The organism is uncultured Shimia sp. (genome assembly GCF_947493595.1).
Classification (GTDB): domain Bacteria; phylum Pseudomonadota; class Alphaproteobacteria; order Rhodobacterales; family Rhodobacteraceae; genus Shimia.
The window spans coordinates 175,306-192,226 of the sequence record NZ_CANLRL010000004.1; the positions used below are offsets into that span (position 1 = coordinate 175,306).

Here is a 16,921-nt window from a genome sequence, read left to right on the forward strand (position 1 = left end):
AGAGCAAGCAATGAAATTTACCGAAGAGCACGAATGGCTGCGGGTTGAAGGCGATCTGGTGGTGGTTGGCATCACCGAGCACGCCAGCGAGCAATTGGGCGACGTTGTGTTTATCGAGCTGCCGGAAGCGGGCACCGAAGTCACCAAAGACGAAGAAGTCTGTGTGATTGAATCCGTGAAAGCTGCGTCTGACATTCTGGCGCCAATCGATGGCGAGATTGTCGAAGTGAACGAGCCGCTGGTGGATGAGCCGGGCAAAGTGAACGATGACCCCATGGAAGGCGCTTGGTTCTTCAAGATCAAGCCGTCCGATGCGTCCCAGATGGACGACTACATGGACGAGAACGCCTACAAAGACTTCATTGGGTAAACGCTTTTGCGTGCGCGGATCGTCTGATGGCGATCCGCGTGCCCTATGATCTTCAAGAGAGAATTATTGGTTTGGCTTTTCTGGCCGGACCGCAGTCTGACTTTTTCTTCGCCGCACCTGTTGCCGCGGATTGTTGAGGAGATGAAGATGACCTTCAAACCCACCGACTATCTACCCTATGATTTTGCCAACCGCCGTCACATTGGCCCGTCTCCGGATGAGATGGATGCGATGCTTGAGGTGATTGGTGCCGAGAGCCTTGACGCTTTGGTCGCCGACACGATGCCGGAAAGCATCCGCCAGAAAGCGCCGTTGGATACTGGACGCCCGATGTCGGAGCGCGAAGTGCTGCGCCACATGCGGGAAATTGCTGAAAAGAACGATGTGCTTACCAGCCTGATTGGTCAGGGGTACTATGGCACCGTGACGCCACCGGCAATTCAACGCAATATTTTGGAAAACCCAGCCTGGTACACAGCCTATACGCCGTATCAGCCTGAGATCTCGCAGGGCCGTCTTGAGGCGCTGTTGAACTATCAGACCATGATCAGCGATCTGACCGGTCTGGAAGTGGCCAACGCCTCTTTGCTGGATGAATCCACCGCCTGTGCCGAAGCCATGACCATGGCGCAGCGGGTGTCCAAATCCAAAGTCAAAGCCTTCTTTGTGGATGAAAACTGCCACCCGCAGAACATTGGCGTGATGCAAACCCGCGCTGCGCCGCTGGGCATTGAAGTGATTGTTGGCAATCCGGATGATCTCGAGGCTGACAAAGTCTTTGGGGCGATCTTCCAATACCCCGGCACCCACGGGCATGTGCGTGACTTCACTGCTGAAATTGAAGCGCTGCACGCCAACAAAGCGATTGGTGTTGTGGTGGCAGATCCGCTGGCGCTGACCCTGTTGAAAGAGCCGGGTGCTATGGGCGCCGACATTGCGGTGGGCAGCACCCAGCGTTTTGGCGTGCCTGTAGGATATGGTGGTCCACACGCCGCCTATATGAGCTGTAAAGATGCTTATAAGCGCTCCATGCCGGGCCGGATCATTGGTGTGTCAATTGATGCACAGGGCAACCGTGCCTACCGTCTGTCTTTGCAGACGCGTGAACAGCACATCCGCCGTGAGAAAGCCAACTCCAACGTCTGTACTGCACAGGCGCTGCTGGCGGTGATGGCGTCGATGTACGCTGTGTTCCACGGGCCAGAGGGCCTTCAGGCGATTGCGCAGCGCATTCATCGCAAGACCGCACGTCTGGCCAAAGGTCTGGAAGATGCGGGCTTTACCGTGGAGCCGGGCGTGTTTTTTGACACCATCACCGTGGATGTTGGCCTGTTGCAGCGCGGTGTGTTGCAGCACGCGGTGCAGGAGGGCATCAACCTGCGCAAAGTTGGCAAGACTAAAGTTGGTATCTCGCTGGATGAAACCGCCCGTCCGCAGACCATCGAAGCGGTTTGGCGTGCCTTTGGCATTGTGCAGGAAGACAACGACTACACGCCTGAGTATCGCCTGCCGGAGAAACTGCTGCGCGAGAGCAGCTATCTGGATCACCCGATTTTCCATATGAACCGGGCAGAAACCGAGATGATGCGTTACATGCGTCGTCTGGCAGACCGCGATCTGGCGCTGGACCGGGCAATGATCCCGCTGGGTTCTTGCACCATGAAGCTGAACGCCGCGGTGGAAATGATGCCGGTGAGCTGGGAAGAGTTCTCCAATATGCATCCGTTTGCACCCAAAGATCAGGTTGCAGGCTACACCCATATGATCGAAGATCTGAGCGACAAGCTGTGTCAGATCACCGGGTATGATGCGATTTCCATGCAGTCCAACTCGGGCGCGCAGGGTGAATATGCCGGTCTGTTGACCATTGCGGCCTATCACCGCTCACGTGGGGAAGAGCACCGCAATGTCTGTCTGATCCCAATGAGTGCGCATGGCACCAATCCGGCGTCTGCGCAGATGGTGGGCTGGAAAGTGGTGGCGGTGAAAACCGCAGAGAACGGCGACATTGACGTGGAAGATTTCCGCGCCAAAGCAGAGAAGCACGCCGAGAACCTTGCAGGCTGCATGATCACCTACCCATCCACGCATGGTGTGTTTGAGGACACGGTGCATGAGGTCTGTGGCATCACCCATGAGTTTGGCGGTCAAGTTTACATCGACGGTGCCAACTTGAACGCGATGGTGGGCCTGTCCCGTCCGGGCGATCTGGGGGGGGATGTGAGCCACCTCAACCTGCACAAAACCTTCTGCATTCCGCATGGTGGTGGTGGCCCCGGCATGGGCCCCATTGGTGTAAAAGCGCACCTGACGCAGTACCTTCCGGGTCACCCGGAAACCGGTGGTCAGGAAGGGCCTGTTTCAGCGGCGCCGTTCGGTTCTCCGTCAATTTTGCCAATTAGCTGGGCTTATGTTCTGCTGATGGGCGGTGAAGGTCTGACCCAGGCGACACGTGTGGCGATCCTGAACGGCAACTACATTGCCAAGCGGCTCGAAGGGGCGTTTGACATCCTGTACAAAGGTCCAACCGGCCGTGTGGCGCATGAGTGTATCATCGACACCCGTCCGTTTGCCGACAGTGCTGGCGTGACCGTGGATGACATTGCCAAACGTCTGGTGGACAGCGGTTTCCACGCGCCCACCATGAGCTGGCCAGTGGCAGGCACGTTGATGATCGAGCCCACCGAGTCCGAGAACAAGGCGGAGCTGGATCGCTTCTGTGATGCGATGCTGTCCATTCGTGAGGAAATTCGCGACATCGAGGAAGGCCGGATTGATGCGGAAAACAACCCGCTGAAGCACGCGCCGCACACGATGGAAGACCTCGTGAAGGATTGGGACCGCCCATACACTCGCGAACAGGGGTGTTTCCCTCCAGGTGCGTTCCGTGTCGACAAGTACTGGCCACCGGTGAACCGTGTGGACAACGCTTACGGCGACCGCAACTTGGTCTGCATCTGTCCGCCGATGGATGACTACGCCGACGCAGCGGAGTAAATCTCTGGTTTGGGGGAGGGGGCCAGCCCCCTCGCTTGCCAAGGCAAGCACACCCCTGAGATATTTGAAGAATGAGAAAGCCGGGTTTGCGCCCGGCTTTTTCTGTTGAGGAGTTAGTCGCGGGCGCGCAGGATTTGTGCGGGGCGGTTGGCCAAGGAAGGCAGCGCGAAGACCATGCCTGCCAGGAGATTGGCCAGAATGCCTGCGGATAAGATCAGCAGCGCGTTGGGCCAGATCACGTAGAAGTCGCTTTCCATGACAAAGGTCATCACCGCCCAGCCGCCGGTGAGACCGACAGCGAGCGCCACAGCGCCAGCCGCAGCACCGAGGAGCGCGGCGCGCCAGGCAAAGCTGCGTAGGACCTGCACGCGTGTGGCGCCGAGAGTTTTGAGGATCGCTGCCTCATAGGTGCGGGCAGCTTGGCCCGCAGCGGCGGCGCCAAAGATCACCAGTAGTCCCGTGAGCAGGATGGTCGACGCGCCATAGGTGGTGGCATTGGCGAGCTGTGCGACGAGGCTGGAGACCTGCTGGGCAGCGTCGCGCACGTGGATGGCCGTGACATTGGGGTATTGCTCGGAGACATCCTTGAGCAGGGTCGCTTCGCTCTCGGCATCGGCATAAACCGTAGCGATGAAGCTGTGTGGCGCGCCAGCCAGCGCGGCTTCGTTCATCACAATCACAAAACCCATGCCCGCGGAGGAGAAATCTACGTCGCGGAAGCTGGTGACCGTGCCGGTGATGTCACGGCCCAGGATATTGATGGTCAGCGAGTCACCCAGATTGAGGCCCATCTCAAGGGCTTCCTCTTCGGCAAAGCTGATCTGAGGTTCACCTGCATGGTCCGGATCCCACCATGTGCCAGCGGTCAGCTTGGTGTCCTCTGGCATGGCACCGGCGTAGGTCACGCCGCGGTCGCCGCGAATGACCCAATGGTCGCCTGCAACCTCTTTGGCGGGTTGGTCGTTGATGCGGGTGACCACGCCGCGCAGCATGGGGGCGGTTTCGACGTTGTGGATGGTGGGTGTGGCGTCCCAATCGGCTTGTAGTTCCGGCATTTGATCGCGCTGGATGTCGACAAAGAAAAACGACGGGGCCACGTCTGGCAGATCGCGGGCAATGGCGTTGCGCAGGTTGCCGTCGACTTGACCGACAGTGGCAAGCACGCTGAGACCAAGGCCGAGGGAGAGCACCACAGGTGTGGTGGCGTCACCAGCGCGGCCAAGGGATTGCACGGCCCAACGGAGTTCAGGGCGCAGCCGCATGCGGGTGGCGAGGCGGCGCAGAAGTGCGCGCAGGCCGGTGGCGGCAAAGGTAAGCGCGATCATGGCGATTATCACGCCGCCAGCAAACCAGAGTGTCAGTCGAGGGGAGCCAGAAAGCCAGCTGGCAAGACCCAAAAGGAGCGCGATCAGCAGGCCGACCACAAAGATGTAGCGCGCGGCGGGCAAATGGCGGTTTTCCCCCAGTTGGTCGCGGAAGAGAGCACTTGGACGGACGTTTTCGACGCGGGCCAGGGGCCAAAGGGTGAAAATAGCAGCAGCGAGCGCGCCATAGAGGGCGGCCTCGATCAGGGGGATCGGATAGAGACTGAAGTTCGCGGGGAACGGCAAGACCGACTCGATCACCGGGCCCAACAGGATCGGGAGGAGCGCGCCTAGGGCAAGACCAAGAGCGATACCAACAAGAGAAACAAAGCCGATTTGCAGGAAGTAGCTGAGGAAGATCACACGGCGCTCAGCGCCAAGGCTGCGCAGTGTGGCGATGGTCTCGGTTTTACGCGACAGGTACGCGCGAATGGCGGTGGAGATGCCCACGCCACCCACGGCAAGCCCTGCGAGCCCCACGAGGATCAGGAAGGCGCCAAAACGTTCTACAAAGCGGGTGATGCCGGGCGCGCCGTTGCGGCTGTCGCGCCAGCGCATGCCGGTGCTTTCAAATTTTGCGCGGGCGTCGGCTTCGAGCGCCGCGAGGTCTGGATTGGGCGGCAGGTCGAGACGATAGTGGCTGGTGAAGAGCGTGCCAGACGCCAGCAGGCCGCTGTTGGCGAGGTCTTCGGTGCGGACAAACGCGCGCGGTGCAAAGTTGAAGCCGTCTGCGGTGTCGGGTTCACGATCCAAGCGGGCGGTGAGGATGAATTCTTGGGTTCCGAGCTGGAAGGTGTCGCCGATATTGAGAGACAAGCGGTCCGCCAAAAGGCCGTGCAGGACCGCGCCGGGTAGGGTGCCGGATCCAGCCAGCGCGTCTTGCCATGGGATGTCCGGTGAGATGTCGACATTACCGACAAGGGGATAAGCATTATCGACGGCTTTGACTTGTGCCAATGCGCGTTCGGCATCGTCTTTGCGGGGGACAACCACCATAGAACGGAAGTCGATGATTTCGGACGTGGCTTCCGCGTTTTCTACTGTCCACGCCAGCTCTTCGTCTGTGGCACGACGATAGGTGAAGCTCATTTCGGCATCGCCGCCCAAGAGCGTGGCGCCTTCAGAGGCAAGGCCGGTTTGGATGGCGCTGCGGACGGAGCCGATGGCGGCGATGGTGGCCACGCCAAGGATCAGGCAGGCAAGAAAGACGGCGAAACCGCGCAGGCCGCCGCGGATTTCACGGCGGGCGATGCGCGTGGCAGCGGTCAGGCTCATGCGGAGGCCTCAACCGCAGTCAAAGGCGCATCGATTTGACCATCCCGCAGGCGCACGACACGTTCACAGCGTTCAGCAAGTGTGTTGGAATGGGTGACCAGCACCAGCGTGGTGTCGCGTTTGGCGTGCAGGTCAAACAGCAGGTCCATGATGGTTTCGCCGGTGGATTGGTCGAGGTTGCCGGTGGGTTCATCCGCCAGCAAAAGGCGCGGGGAAGGGGCGCAGGCCCGCGCAAGAGCAACCCGTTGCTGTTCACCGCCAGACATTTGGCTGGGGTAGTGGTCAGCGCGGTGGCCAAGGCCCACGGCCTCAAGCTCGGCTTTGGCGCGCTCTAGGGCGTCTTTGCGCCCGGCAAGTTCCAGCGGGGTTGCGACATTTTCAAGCGCGGTCATGGTGGGGATCAGGTGGAAGTTCTGAAACACCACCCCCATGTTTTCGCGGCGGAACCGGGCAAGGGCGTCCTCGTCCATTGCGGAGAGGTCATGGTCCAGCGCGGTGATAGTGCCGGAGGTGGCGCGCTCCAATCCGCCCATGAGCATTAGCAGGGAAGATTTGCCAGACCCAGAGGGGCCAACCAGTGCCAAAGTCTCTCCCGCCTGCACGTCCAAAGAGATGCCGTGCAAGATTTCTATGCGTCCGGCATTGCTTTCCAGCGCCAAAACCGCATCTTTAAGGGAGAGAATGGATGACATGAAAGAGGCCGCCTGTTGATGAATGTTTCCACCCTATATGGGGCGTCCAAACGCGTGGGCAAGGCGCTGACCTTCGGCATTTTAGTTGTTCCGGTAACGGCTAGGTCGGCTTTGGCCGAGCCCGCGGTGATTGCGGCGCTGGGGGATAGTCTCACGCATGGTTATGGCGTGCCACAGGGAGAGGGTTTTGTGCCGCAGCTTGAAGGCTGGCTTCGGGCGCAGGGGCTGGACGTGATTGTGCAGAACTCGGGGGTGTCTGGAGACACCACTCAGGGGGGCTTGTCACGGGTTGGCTGGACCTTGGGGCCGGAAGTGGATGCAATGATTGTCACCTTGGGGGGCAATGATGCGTTGCGTGGGATTGACCCGGCGGTGAGCAAGGCCAATTTGGCCGGGATTGTTGAGGCCGGTCAGGTGGCGGATGTGGATGTGCTGCTGATAGGTGTCGAAGCACCGATGAATTTTGGCGCTGACTATAAACAAGCATTTGACGGGATGTATGGCGAGCTGGCGGCGCAGTACGATGTGGCTCTGGCACCGGATTTCTTTGAGGCCATTCGGGATTTGCCAGCTGACGAGTTGCGTGCGCTGATGCAGGCGGATGGCATCCATCCAAATGTGCAGGGCGTGGCGCGGATTGTGCCGGTGCTTGGTCCCTTTGTGCAAAGCTTGGTCGAGCGTGCTGTGGAGGAGTGATCTATGCCGGGGCGGCTGTTTTTGGAAACCCCTATGACGAAAATTGGTCAGTGGGCTGGTCGTGAGATCGTTGGGGTTTCTGATGAACCGTTGCGCCGGAACATTGCTCCGGGCCAGGAGATTGTGTGCCTGACTGCGTGTGGCTTCACACGTATGCGTTGGGGCATTGTTCCGGTTGGTCGTGTGAACGCCAGGGGGCGGCCGGTGATGGAGACAATTGTCAATGCGCGGTCCGAGACAGTGTTCGACAAGTCCGCGTTTGATGGCGTTGGGCGGGCTGTGGTGATTGTGGATGGGTGGTATGAGTGGACCGGTGAGAAGCGCAAGAAGACAGCTTGGCGGATAACAGGCGCGGAGCCACTGGTGTTTGCGGCGATCACGGATCTGTGGATTGCGCCCGGAGGGCGGGAAGTCCACCAAGTCGCGACGGTGACCTGTGAACCCAATGGCGACGTGAAGCCAATCCATCACCGGATGGGGGTTCTTCTTGAGAAAGACGCAATTGATTTGTGGCTCACTGGCACGCAGGAAGAGGTTGCGCCGTTGATGGTGCCTTGGCCAAACGGGCGACTGTCTATCGAAGAGGCCGCGGATGTGGATTGGGACGGCGCTTAGGCGGCGAGATCAATCCAAACGGGGACATGGTCAGAGGGTTTGGAGCGACCGCGTTCTTCTTTGTCGATCTGACAGTCTTGTAGCAGGTCCGCGCATTGCGGGGAGAGCAGGAAGTGGTCGATGCGAATGCCGTTGTTGCGGTTCCACGCACCCGCTTGATAATCCCAGAAGGAATACATGCCAGACATTTGGTTGCGGGCGCGGAAAGCTTCGGTAAAGCCGAGGTTTAGCAAGCGACGATACGCGGCGCGGCTTTCAGGGCGGGCCAAGGCGTCTTCCTGCCAGTCTTCTGGTTTGGCGGCGTCTTCGTCTTGCGGGATGATGTTGTAGTCACCTGCCATCAGAAACGGTTCTTCGGCAGCCATAAGCTCTTGGGCGCGGGCGTGCAGGCGGTCCATCCACGCAAGTTTGTAGTCGTATTTTGGACCGGGGCAGGGATTGCCGTTGGGCAGGTAGAGGCCGCAGACACGTACCGGGGTGTCGCCCATGACGGTGGCCTCGATGTAGCGGGCCTGTTCGTCGATCTCATCGCCAGGCAGGCCGCGTGTCACATCCTCCAGCGGCAGCTTGGACAGGATCGCTACACCGTTGAAGCTTTTCATGCCGTGGGTTTCGACCTGATAGCCGCGCTCTTCGAAGATCTCGCGTGGGAAGGCTTCATCAACGGATTTGATTTCTTGCAGCAGCGCAACGTCGGGCTGCGCCTCATCGAGCCAGCGGGGCAGGGTTTCGATGCGTGCTTTGATCCCGTTGATGTTGAATGTGGCGATTTTCATGGGCGCGCTCCTCACTGCTGGTCTGCGGTATCTATCCAGCCACAGCAGGGAACGGCAAGGTGGAAAGTTTGCTTGGTTCAAGGAGACGGGGATCTGGATTTTGCGAAATCGAAAACCTGTGGCAGGCTGGGGCCGGTACTTTCGACGATGTATTTGTTTGATGTGTTGAGGGTCATGTGTCTGTTGTTTCGGTGCGCGTCCTTGGGGGCGTGGTGGTACTAAGCTATACTTTGGTCCTTACGGGAGCGGATGTGTTGATCAAGGTGATCGCGCAGAGCTATCCTGCGGCTCAGCTATTTGGTGTGTCTTGTATGGTTGTGGTGATGCTGAGCTTAGTTTCCGTAAGCGTGAAGGCGCATGGGAACATCTTGCGTGTAAGCGCGCATTTGCGAACACGGTATTCAGGTTTCATGGTTTTACGCTGTGGGCTTGGGCTGTTGGGGGCCTTTGGGTTTTACCACGGTTTTCGGCTTTTGCCTTTGGCGGAAATGTTTCTGTTCATTGGGATGATCCCGCTTGGAGTGGCGGTTTTGTCGGGACCGGTCCTGCATGAACCAGTACGGGCAACGGCTTGGGCAGCTTTGGCCGTTGGCAGTCTTGGTGTGGCATGTCTCTTTGTGGACGGTGGAAGCGTTTTGGGGAGCGGCCACGCGGCTGCCGTTGCGGGCTGTGTTACTTCGGCGCTTTCAATGGTGTTAGCACGGTGGATGACACAACGTGAAGGCGGGTGTCTGGCGCAGGTGTTTTGGCCAAATCTCGCTGCGGGCTTGGTGATGCTGGCAATCCTGCCGTTTGTGGCCGTGCCCATGCCAATCTCAGATGTGCTGTGGGCATGCCTCTATGGAGCGGTGATGTTTGTGGCGCGTTGGCTGTGCATGGTCGCGCTCACTCTGTTGCCTGCCTACGTGGCGACGCCATTGATGAACATTCAGTTTGTGTGGGCGGTGTTTGTTGGCTCAGCCGTATTTGGCGAGAGCATCTCTGGCCCGGTGGTGCTCGGTGGCACTTTGGTTGTGGTAGGCGGGTTGGTGCTTGTGGCTGACATGGTGCCAGCCACAATCAAGGAACAGACCGTAGCCGCTTGATTTTACATGGAGAAGCTGGTGCCGCAGCCGCAGGAGCTTGTGGCGTTGGGGTTGTTGATCACAAACCGTGCGCCAATCAACTCTTCGGTGAAATCAATCACGGCGTCTGTCAGAAAGGGCAGGGACACACTGTCCACCAAGACTTTCTCGCCGCCACCTTCCAGCACAAGATCGTCGTCTGTTTGGGCATCGAGTTTGATTTCATACTGAAAGCCAGAGCATCCGCCGCCTTCTACAGCCACGCGCAGGGCTTGGCCTTGTTCGGCGGCGCCAATCTCAGCGAGACGTTCGAAAGCTCTTTGTGTGACTTTGGGCGGCAACTGCATGATATTTTGTCCTATTCGCGCGATTTGCCCGGTTCCTAGCGGGCATAAATTCCAATATAGAAGGGCCAAGGACAGGCTACAAGGACCACGCTTATGCAGGCGCCCTATGCCTCAGATCCGGCACGCGCCAAGGGACGGCGTTTTCCGGAGGAGGAGAGCAGCTTCCGGTCGTGTTTTCAGCGGGACCGGGACCGGATCATTCATGCGAGCGCGTTTCGGCGGCTCAAGCACAAAACACAGGTTTTTGTGGAGCATGAAGGTGACTACTTTCGTACCCGTTTGACACATTCGATTGAGGTGGCGCAGGTGGCGCGGACCATTGCGGGGGCGTTGGGTCTTAATCAGGAAATCACCGAAGCGATCGCGCTGGCGCATGATCTGGGGCACACGCCCTTTGGGCATACCGGTGAAGACGCGCTGCACGAGTTGATGGCGCCTTATGGCGGGTTTGACCACAACGCACAGGCGGTGCGGATTGTGACCTCGCTCGAGCGGCACTATGCGGATTTTGATGGGTTGAACCTGACCTGGGAGACATTGGAGGGGATTGCCAAGCACAATGGGCCGGTGACGGGCGAGCTGCCTTATGCCTTGGCTGATTACAATGCGCTGCATGATCTGGAGTTGCATACCCATGCGAGTGCCGAGGCGCAGGTGGCCGCGTTGGCGGATGATGTGGCCTATAACAACCACGATTTGCATGATGGGCTGCGTGCCGGGCTGTTCACGGAAGAAGAGATCTGTGCTCTGCCAATTGTCGGGGACGCTTTTGCCGAGGTGGATCGGCAGTATCCGGGATTGGAAGCGATCCGGCGACGGCATGAGGCGTTGCGGCGGGTTTTTGGCGTGATGGTCGGGGATGTGATTGATACATCCCGGACAGCCTTGTCTGAGGTGGATGCGCAGTCCGTGGAAGAATTGCGCGCTTGTGGGCGGCCTGTGGTGCAGTTTTCCACTGCGCTCTGGGCAGACCTGAAAGAAATTCGCGGCTTCCTGTTCACGCGCATGTACCGCGCGCCCAGCGTGGTGAAGATGCGCAAAGAAGTGACCATTGTTGTAAAAGAGCTGTTTCCGCTGTTTTTGACGGAGCCCACATTGTTGCCTGCCCGCTGGCATACGGATTTGGCAAAATGTGACAGCGAAACCGCCGTGGCGCGCATGGTGTCGGACTATATTTCCGGCATGACGGACCGCTATGCGTTGCAGCAACATGAGCAGCTTCTGGGCAAGTGACGTTGACGTGACGGATTGGGGTGATAAACCACGCCAAATCCGAAAAGACCAAAGACATATTGATAGGACGGTCTGATGAACCTGTTTTCCGAGATCCGCGTAGCCGTGATCGACGCGCTGACTGCGATGCAAACCGAAGGCAAGCTGCCTGAAGGGCTGGACTTCAAAAACGTGGCAGTAGAGCCGCCACGCGACGCGTTGCATGGCGACATGGCGACCAACGCTGCGATGGTGCTGGCCAAACCTGCCAAAATGAAGCCACGCGATATCGCAGAAGTGCTGGCGGCAAAACTGGCCGAAGACGCGCGTGTTGAAGTGGCTGAGGTGGCTGGACCTGGTTTCCTGAACCTGCGGTTGGCGCCGGTGCTGTGGCAGGGCGTGGTGAAAGCTGCGCTGGAAGGTGGCCAGAACTTTGGCCGCTCCGCCATGGGCGAAAACAAAAAAGTCAATGTGGAGTATGTCTCTGCCAACCCAACTGGGCCACTGCACGTGGGTCACACACGGGGTGCGGTGTTTGGCGACGCGCTGGCGTCTCTGTTGGACTTTGTCGGTTTTGATGTGACCCGTGAGTACTACATCAATGATGGCGGTGGTCAGGTCGATGTATTGGCGCGCTCTGTTTACCTGCGCTACCTTGAGGCGCATGGCCAAGAGGTTGCGTTCCCTGAAGGCACCTATCCCGGCGACTACCTGATTGAGACCGGCAAGGCTTTGAAGGACAAGGTTGGCGACGCCTATCTCGATAAGTCCGAAGATGTTTGGTTACAGGATGTTCGCGTCTTCGCAACCGATGCGATGATGGAGCTGATCCGGGCTGATCTGAAGGCGCTGGGCGTGGTGATGGACAAGTTCTATTCTGAAAAGTCCCTGTACGGCACCGGCCGCATTGAAGCGGCGATTTCAGAATTGGAAGAAAAAGGTCTGATCTACGAAGGTGTGCTGGAGCCACCAAAAGGCAAGAAGCCGGAAGATTGGGAACCTCGAGAGCAGACGTTGTTCAAGTCCACCGAACATGGCGATGACGTGGATCGACCGGTGAAGAAATCCGATGGGGCTTGGACCTACTTTGCGCCTGACATCGCCTATCACTACGATAAGGTGGATCGCGGTTTTGACATGCTGATCGATGTCTTTGGTGCGGACCATGGCGGTTACGTCAAGCGCATGAAGGCTGCAGTTTCGGCATTGTCAGATGGCAAGGTGCCCTTGGACATTAAGCTGACCCAGCTGGTGAAACTGTTCAAAAACGGCGAGCCTTTCAAAATGTCCAAGCGGGCCGGGACCTTTGTGACCCTGCGTGACGTGGTCGATCAGGTAGGTCCGGATGTGACCCGCTTTGTGATGTTGACCCGCAAAAACGATGCACCGCTGGACTTTGATTTTGACAAGGTTCTAGAGCAATCCAAAGACAACCCTGTGTTTTACGTGCAGTACGCACATGCGCGGGTGTGTTCGGTGATCCGAAATGCCGAAGCAGCGGGCATCACAGCGGATGACGCGACTTTGGCAGCGGCAGACCTTGGCAAGCTGGATCACGCGGCGGAAATCACAGTGGCGAAGAAGTTGGCCGAATGGCCCCGTCTGGTGGAAATTGCCGGTCGCACTAATGAGCCGCACCGGATCGCGTTCTATCTGTATGAACTGGCCGGTGAGCTGCATGCGCTGTACTACAAAGGCAACGAGGACACTTCGCTGCGCTTTGTCCAAGAGGGTGACGCAGATACATCACAGGCGAAAATTGCACTCGCACGTGCAGTGGCCGTTGTTATTTCCGCAGGTCTTGGTATTCTGGGCGTAACTCCGGCGCAAGAGATGCGCTAAAGCTGCACGTTCGTCGGGGTTGAGGACTAGGCAAGACGACCCCGGCGACACCGTACAACTGCGGTAACGCGGACGGGCAGTGAGGCAAAAATGGCAGAAATTCCGATGGGCGCGCACGGCGTTCCCAAAGGCGAATCTTCCAACGCGGCACTTTTGGTGAACCGCGCGGGAATGTTTGTATCTCTGGCACTGGTGGTAGGCACCGGTGTTTGGGGCTTTCAAATCCTATCCCGTGATGTAAGTGGTGTGCCGGTGGTGCGTGCCTTGGAAGGGCCAATGCGTATTCAACCTGATGACCCAGGTGGACGTCAGGCAGGCCACCAAGGGCTGATGGTCAATCAGGTTGCTGCCGATGGCAGCGCAGCTGGTCCAGCGGATCAGGTGATTGTTGCGCCGCCGCCAATTTCGTTGACAGATCGTGATCGGGTTCAGAATGCGCCGGTTGTGGTGCAGCCGACCCAAGAACGTTCGGCGGTGCCAAGTCTGGTTGAAACAGAAAAACTGACCGAGGTTGTTGTGCGCGCGCCAATTGAGCCCATCGTTGCGCCAGCCCCATTGGACGTGAGCACGCCGCTGTCGGTGGAAGAGTTGGCTGAGCAACTGTCGGCTGGGGCAACGCCTTTGGAGACAATTGAGGTTGACGAAGTCAAACCCATTCAGGTGGCTTTGAAGGAGCCGGAAGTTTCCGCGGATGTGGAACCTGCTGCCAAGCCCGAAATCAAAGGTGGGTTGAAGCGCTCATTGCGTCCGGTTTTGCGTCCCGCCAATCTATCATCACAGGCGCAAGGCACGCAGGTCGCGTCGATTGATGCGGCAGTACAGGGCGCCTTAAAAGAAGTCGATGCCGAGACCATTCCCGCGGGCACCCGTCTGGTGCAGTTGGGCGCCTACGCCAGCCCGGAGATCGCGCGGGCCGAATGGGACAAGTTGCAACAGCGGTTTGATACCTATCTTGGCGATAAGTCGCGGGTGATTGAAAAGGCGAGCAGCGGCGGGCGGGTGTTTTATCGCTTGCGTGCGATGGGCTTTGACACCGTGAGCGACGCGCGCCGGATGTGCTCTGCGCTGAAGGCTGAAAACGCCGATTGTATTCCGGTCACCACGCGATGAGCCGCTTCTGCGCCGCGATTTTTGGCTGTGATGGATTGCGCCTGAGCGCTGCGGAAAAGACGTTTTTTCGCGAGGTGCAGCCGTTTGGCTTTATTCTGTTTGCGCGCAATATCGACACTGCGGATCAAATCCGCGCGCTGTGTGATGAACTGCGGGACTGCGTGGATCATCATGCGCCGATCCTGATTGATCAGGAAGGGGGGCGGGTGCAGCGCATTCGGGCTCCGCTGGCCTCTGAGTGGTTGCCGCCATTGGAAGAAGTGCAGAAAGCCGGATCCAATGCTGCGCGTGCGATGTACCTACGTTACCGCATTATTGCGCATGAACTGATGGCGCTGGGTATTGATGCGGATTGTGCGCCCATGGTGGATGTTGCGCGACCTGATACCCATCCGTTTTTACGCAACCGGTGTTACGGCGAGGACCCGCAGCAGATCATTGAAATTGGCCGCGCGGTTGCTGATGGGTTGTGGGATGGCGGGGTCTACCCCGTTATAAAGCACATGCCTGGACATGGGTTGGCAGTGGTGGATAGCCACAAGGACCTGCCGCGTGTCTCTGTGCCAAAAGCGCAGTTGGAAGGCGATTTTGCACCGTTCAAAGCGCTCAACGATCTGCCAATGGGCATGACCGCCCATATTGTCTTTGAAGATATGGACGATGCGCCAGCGACCACCTCTCCGAAGATGATGCAGTTTATGCGTGATGAGATTGGCTTTGATGGGCTGATCATGACGGATGACATTGACATGCAGGCACTGAGTGGCACCGTCGACCAGCGTGCTATGGCGGCAATTTCTGCGGGATGTGACGCGGTTCTGCATTGCAACGGCACATTGGCAGAGCGTCAGGCGGTGGCAGCGGCAATTGGTGAGATGTCTGAGGCTGGACAGCGTCGGGCTGAGGCGGTTCTGGCCGCGCGTCGCGCGTCCGTGCCTGTTGACATTGAAGCGCTTGCCGAGGAACTTAAAGCGTTCTGAACGGGCGCTTGACTGGCAGGGGCATGGCCGAGACTGACCTAAACAAAACTCTACAGATGTCCTTTGGGGACGAGCAGGAGGAGATGTCCGTTGCCGAGCGAATGGCAGCGGAAGCTCTGATTGTGGATGTGGACGGGTTTGAGGGGCCGCTTGACCTGCTGCTCACGCTGTCGCGGACGCAGAAAGTGGACCTGCGCAAGATTTCGGTTTTAGAGCTGGCCAAGCAATATCTGGACTTTGTGGAACGGGCGAAACGGCTCAGGCTGGAACTCGCGGCGGACTATCTGGTGATGGCGGCTTGGTTGGCGTTTTTGAAATCTCGTCTTCTCTTACCGCCAGATCCAACCGAAGAGGGGCCGTCGGGTGAGGAGCTAGCAGCGCATTTGGCGTTCCAATTGGAACGACTGCAAGCGATGCGGGATTCGGCGGCAAAACTCATGGCGCGGGATCGGATGGGGCGTGATTTCTTTGCGCGTGGTGTGCCGGAAACGGTGGAGCGTGTTCGGAAAGTTACTTTCACCGCGACCTTGATGGATTTGATGCAGGGTTATGCGCGGTTACGTACACGGGACGAATTTCGCCCATTTATCCTAGATCGCGAGTCTGTGTTCACCATGGAAGAGGCTTTGGAGCGCATGCGCGGTTTGATTGGCTATGCGGGGGCGTGGACCGATATTCTGAGCTATTTGCCCGTGGGCTGGGAAAATGATCCCAAGAAACGGCGTTCGGCCACCGCAGCAACCTTTGCAGCGTCGCTGGAACTGGCCAAAGAAGGCAAAGTGTTTATCCGCCAAAGTGAGACCTTTGCGCCGATAGAAGTACGAAAGAGGGACGGCAGGGATGAGTGACGATATCAATATGTCGGAACCCGGCGCAGAGGCTGCGCAGGACGCGCCGCAACAGGAGGAAAGCCTGTTTGAAGCGCCGCCCGTTGCCGAGCAGGAGCGCATGTGCGAGGCGATCCTGTTTGCCAGCGCTGAGCCGGTGAGTGTTAAGGAAATGAACAACCGTATGCCACATGGCTGTGATGCGGCGGAGGCCTTGGTGCATCTGCGCAAGCGCTATGAGGGGCGGGGGGTACAGGTGGTCAAGGTGGGTGACGCTTGGGCGATGCGTACAGCACCAGACCTGGGTTTTTTGATGCAGAAAGAAACCGTGGAGACGCGCAAGCTGTCCCGTGCGGCTGTCGAGACATTGGCCATCATCGCATACCATCAGCCGGTGACACGTGCGGAAATTGAAGAAGTCCGTGGGGTGAGTGTGAGCCGTGGTACGGTGGATCAGTTGCTTGAGATGGAGTGGATCCGGTTTGGGCGGCGCAAGATGACGCCTGGGCGTCCCGTGACCTTTGTGGTCACGCCACAGTTTCTGGATCACTTTGGCTTGTCCAGCCCGCGTGACTTGCCGGGGCTCAAGGAGCTGCGGGCGGCCGGGCTCCTGGAAAACCGTCCACCACCTGGCACAATTCCCTTGGGCGTGAATTCAGATGAAGACGATGATGGGATGGTCATCGACGAAGGTCAGTCCGAGATGTTTGAGGATTAAGTCTGCGTCAAAAATGGTCTGAAGCCCTATTATTGG

At 58.4% G+C, this 16,921-nt stretch carries 15 protein-coding genes; 11 read left to right on the forward strand and 4 right to left on the reverse strand.

Annotated elements, in window-relative coordinates:
• The first annotated feature begins 10 nt into the window (after window positions 1-10).
• Together gcvH and gcvP are read left to right on the forward strand one after the other, a co-directional pair.
• Window positions 11-370: a glycine cleavage system protein GcvH gene (gene gcvH, locus Q0955_RS12255; RefSeq protein WP_299424609.1), complete on the forward strand. Its 360-nt coding sequence runs from the start codon at window positions 11-13 to the stop codon at window positions 368-370.
• 147 nt (window positions 371-517) lie between these two features.
• Window positions 518-3,367, forward strand: a complete 2,850-nt coding sequence (gcvP, locus tag Q0955_RS12260; protein ID WP_299424611.1) for an aminomethyl-transferring glycine dehydrogenase — start codon at window positions 518-520, stop codon at window positions 3,365-3,367.
• Window positions 3,368-3,480: 113 nt separating this feature from the next.
• Here the strand turns inward: gcvP and Q0955_RS12265 are convergent, their stop codons facing one another.
• Complete coding sequence (locus Q0955_RS12265) at window positions 3,481-6,006, reverse strand: FtsX-like permease family protein (protein ID WP_299424612.1); 2,526 nt, start codon at window positions 6,004-6,006, stop codon at window positions 3,481-3,483.
• A complete protein-coding gene (locus Q0955_RS12270) occupies window positions 6,003-6,698 on the reverse strand; it encodes an ABC transporter ATP-binding protein (protein ID WP_299424614.1) in 696 nt (231 codons plus the stop codon). The genes Q0955_RS12265 and Q0955_RS12270 overlap by 4 nt, the downstream gene beginning before the upstream one ends.
• 18 nt (window positions 6,699-6,716) lie before the next feature.
• On the opposite strand from Q0955_RS12270, the gene Q0955_RS12275 reads away from it, so the two are divergent.
• Both Q0955_RS12275 and Q0955_RS12280 read left to right on the forward strand, forming a co-directional pair.
• Complete coding sequence (locus Q0955_RS12275; RefSeq protein WP_299424616.1) at window positions 6,717-7,394, forward strand: arylesterase; 678 nt, start codon at window positions 6,717-6,719, stop codon at window positions 7,392-7,394.
• 3 nt (window positions 7,395-7,397) lie between these two features.
• Complete coding sequence (locus tag Q0955_RS12280; RefSeq protein ID WP_299424617.1) at window positions 7,398-8,009, forward strand: SOS response-associated peptidase family protein; 612 nt, start codon at window positions 7,398-7,400, stop codon at window positions 8,007-8,009.
• Here Q0955_RS12280 and xth read toward each other — a convergent pair.
• Complete coding sequence (gene xth / locus Q0955_RS12285) at window positions 8,006-8,785, reverse strand: exodeoxyribonuclease III (RefSeq protein ID WP_299424619.1); 780 nt, start codon at window positions 8,783-8,785, stop codon at window positions 8,006-8,008. The genes Q0955_RS12280 and xth overlap by 4 nt on opposite strands.
• Window positions 8,786-8,961: 176 nt before the next feature.
• On the opposite strand from xth, the gene Q0955_RS12290 reads away from it, so the two are divergent.
• The gene (locus tag Q0955_RS12290) at window positions 8,962-9,870 is read left to right on the forward strand and encodes a DMT family transporter (protein WP_299424620.1); all 909 of its coding nucleotides are present in this window, start codon (window positions 8,962-8,964) and stop codon (window positions 9,868-9,870) included.
• 2 nt (window positions 9,871-9,872) lie between these two features.
• On the opposite strand, the gene Q0955_RS12295 is transcribed toward Q0955_RS12290, so the two are convergent.
• Window positions 9,873-10,196 (reverse strand): iron-sulfur cluster assembly accessory protein, encoded by a 324-nt coding sequence (locus Q0955_RS12295; protein WP_299424622.1) that lies wholly within the window; start codon window positions 10,194-10,196, stop codon window positions 9,873-9,875.
• 93 nt (window positions 10,197-10,289) lie between these two features.
• Here Q0955_RS12295 and Q0955_RS12300 point away from each other — a divergent pair, with 93 nt between their 5' ends.
• The 6 genes from Q0955_RS12300 to scpB all read left to right on the forward strand — a co-directional run bounded on the left by Q0955_RS12300 (window position 10,290) and on the right by scpB (window position 16,885).
• Complete coding sequence (locus Q0955_RS12300; protein WP_299424623.1) at window positions 10,290-11,429, forward strand: deoxyguanosinetriphosphate triphosphohydrolase; 1,140 nt, start codon at window positions 10,290-10,292, stop codon at window positions 11,427-11,429.
• Window positions 11,430-11,504: 75 nt separating this feature from the next.
• The gene (gene argS / locus Q0955_RS12305; RefSeq protein WP_299424625.1) at window positions 11,505-13,250 is read left to right on the forward strand and encodes an arginine--tRNA ligase; all 1,746 of its coding nucleotides are present in this window, start codon (window positions 11,505-11,507) and stop codon (window positions 13,248-13,250) included.
• A gap of 90 nt (window positions 13,251-13,340) precedes the next feature.
• On the forward strand, window positions 13,341-14,360 hold the full coding sequence (locus Q0955_RS12310; protein ID WP_299424626.1) for an SPOR domain-containing protein: 1,020 nt from the start codon (window positions 13,341-13,343) through the stop codon (window positions 14,358-14,360).
• Window positions 14,357-15,340, forward strand: a complete 984-nt coding sequence (gene nagZ / locus Q0955_RS12315; protein WP_299424628.1) for a beta-N-acetylhexosaminidase — start codon at window positions 14,357-14,359, stop codon at window positions 15,338-15,340. Before Q0955_RS12310 ends, nagZ begins: the two co-directional genes overlap by 4 nt.
• Window positions 15,341-15,363: 23 nt before the next feature.
• Window positions 15,364-16,188 (forward strand): ScpA family protein, encoded by an 825-nt coding sequence (locus Q0955_RS12320; RefSeq protein WP_299424629.1) that lies wholly within the window; start codon window positions 15,364-15,366, stop codon window positions 16,186-16,188.
• 10 nt (window positions 16,189-16,198) lie between these two features.
• On the forward strand, window positions 16,199-16,885 hold the full coding sequence (gene scpB / locus Q0955_RS12325) for an SMC-Scp complex subunit ScpB (protein ID WP_299424816.1): 687 nt from the start codon (window positions 16,199-16,201) through the stop codon (window positions 16,883-16,885).
• Window positions 16,886-16,921: the final 36 nt, after the last annotated feature.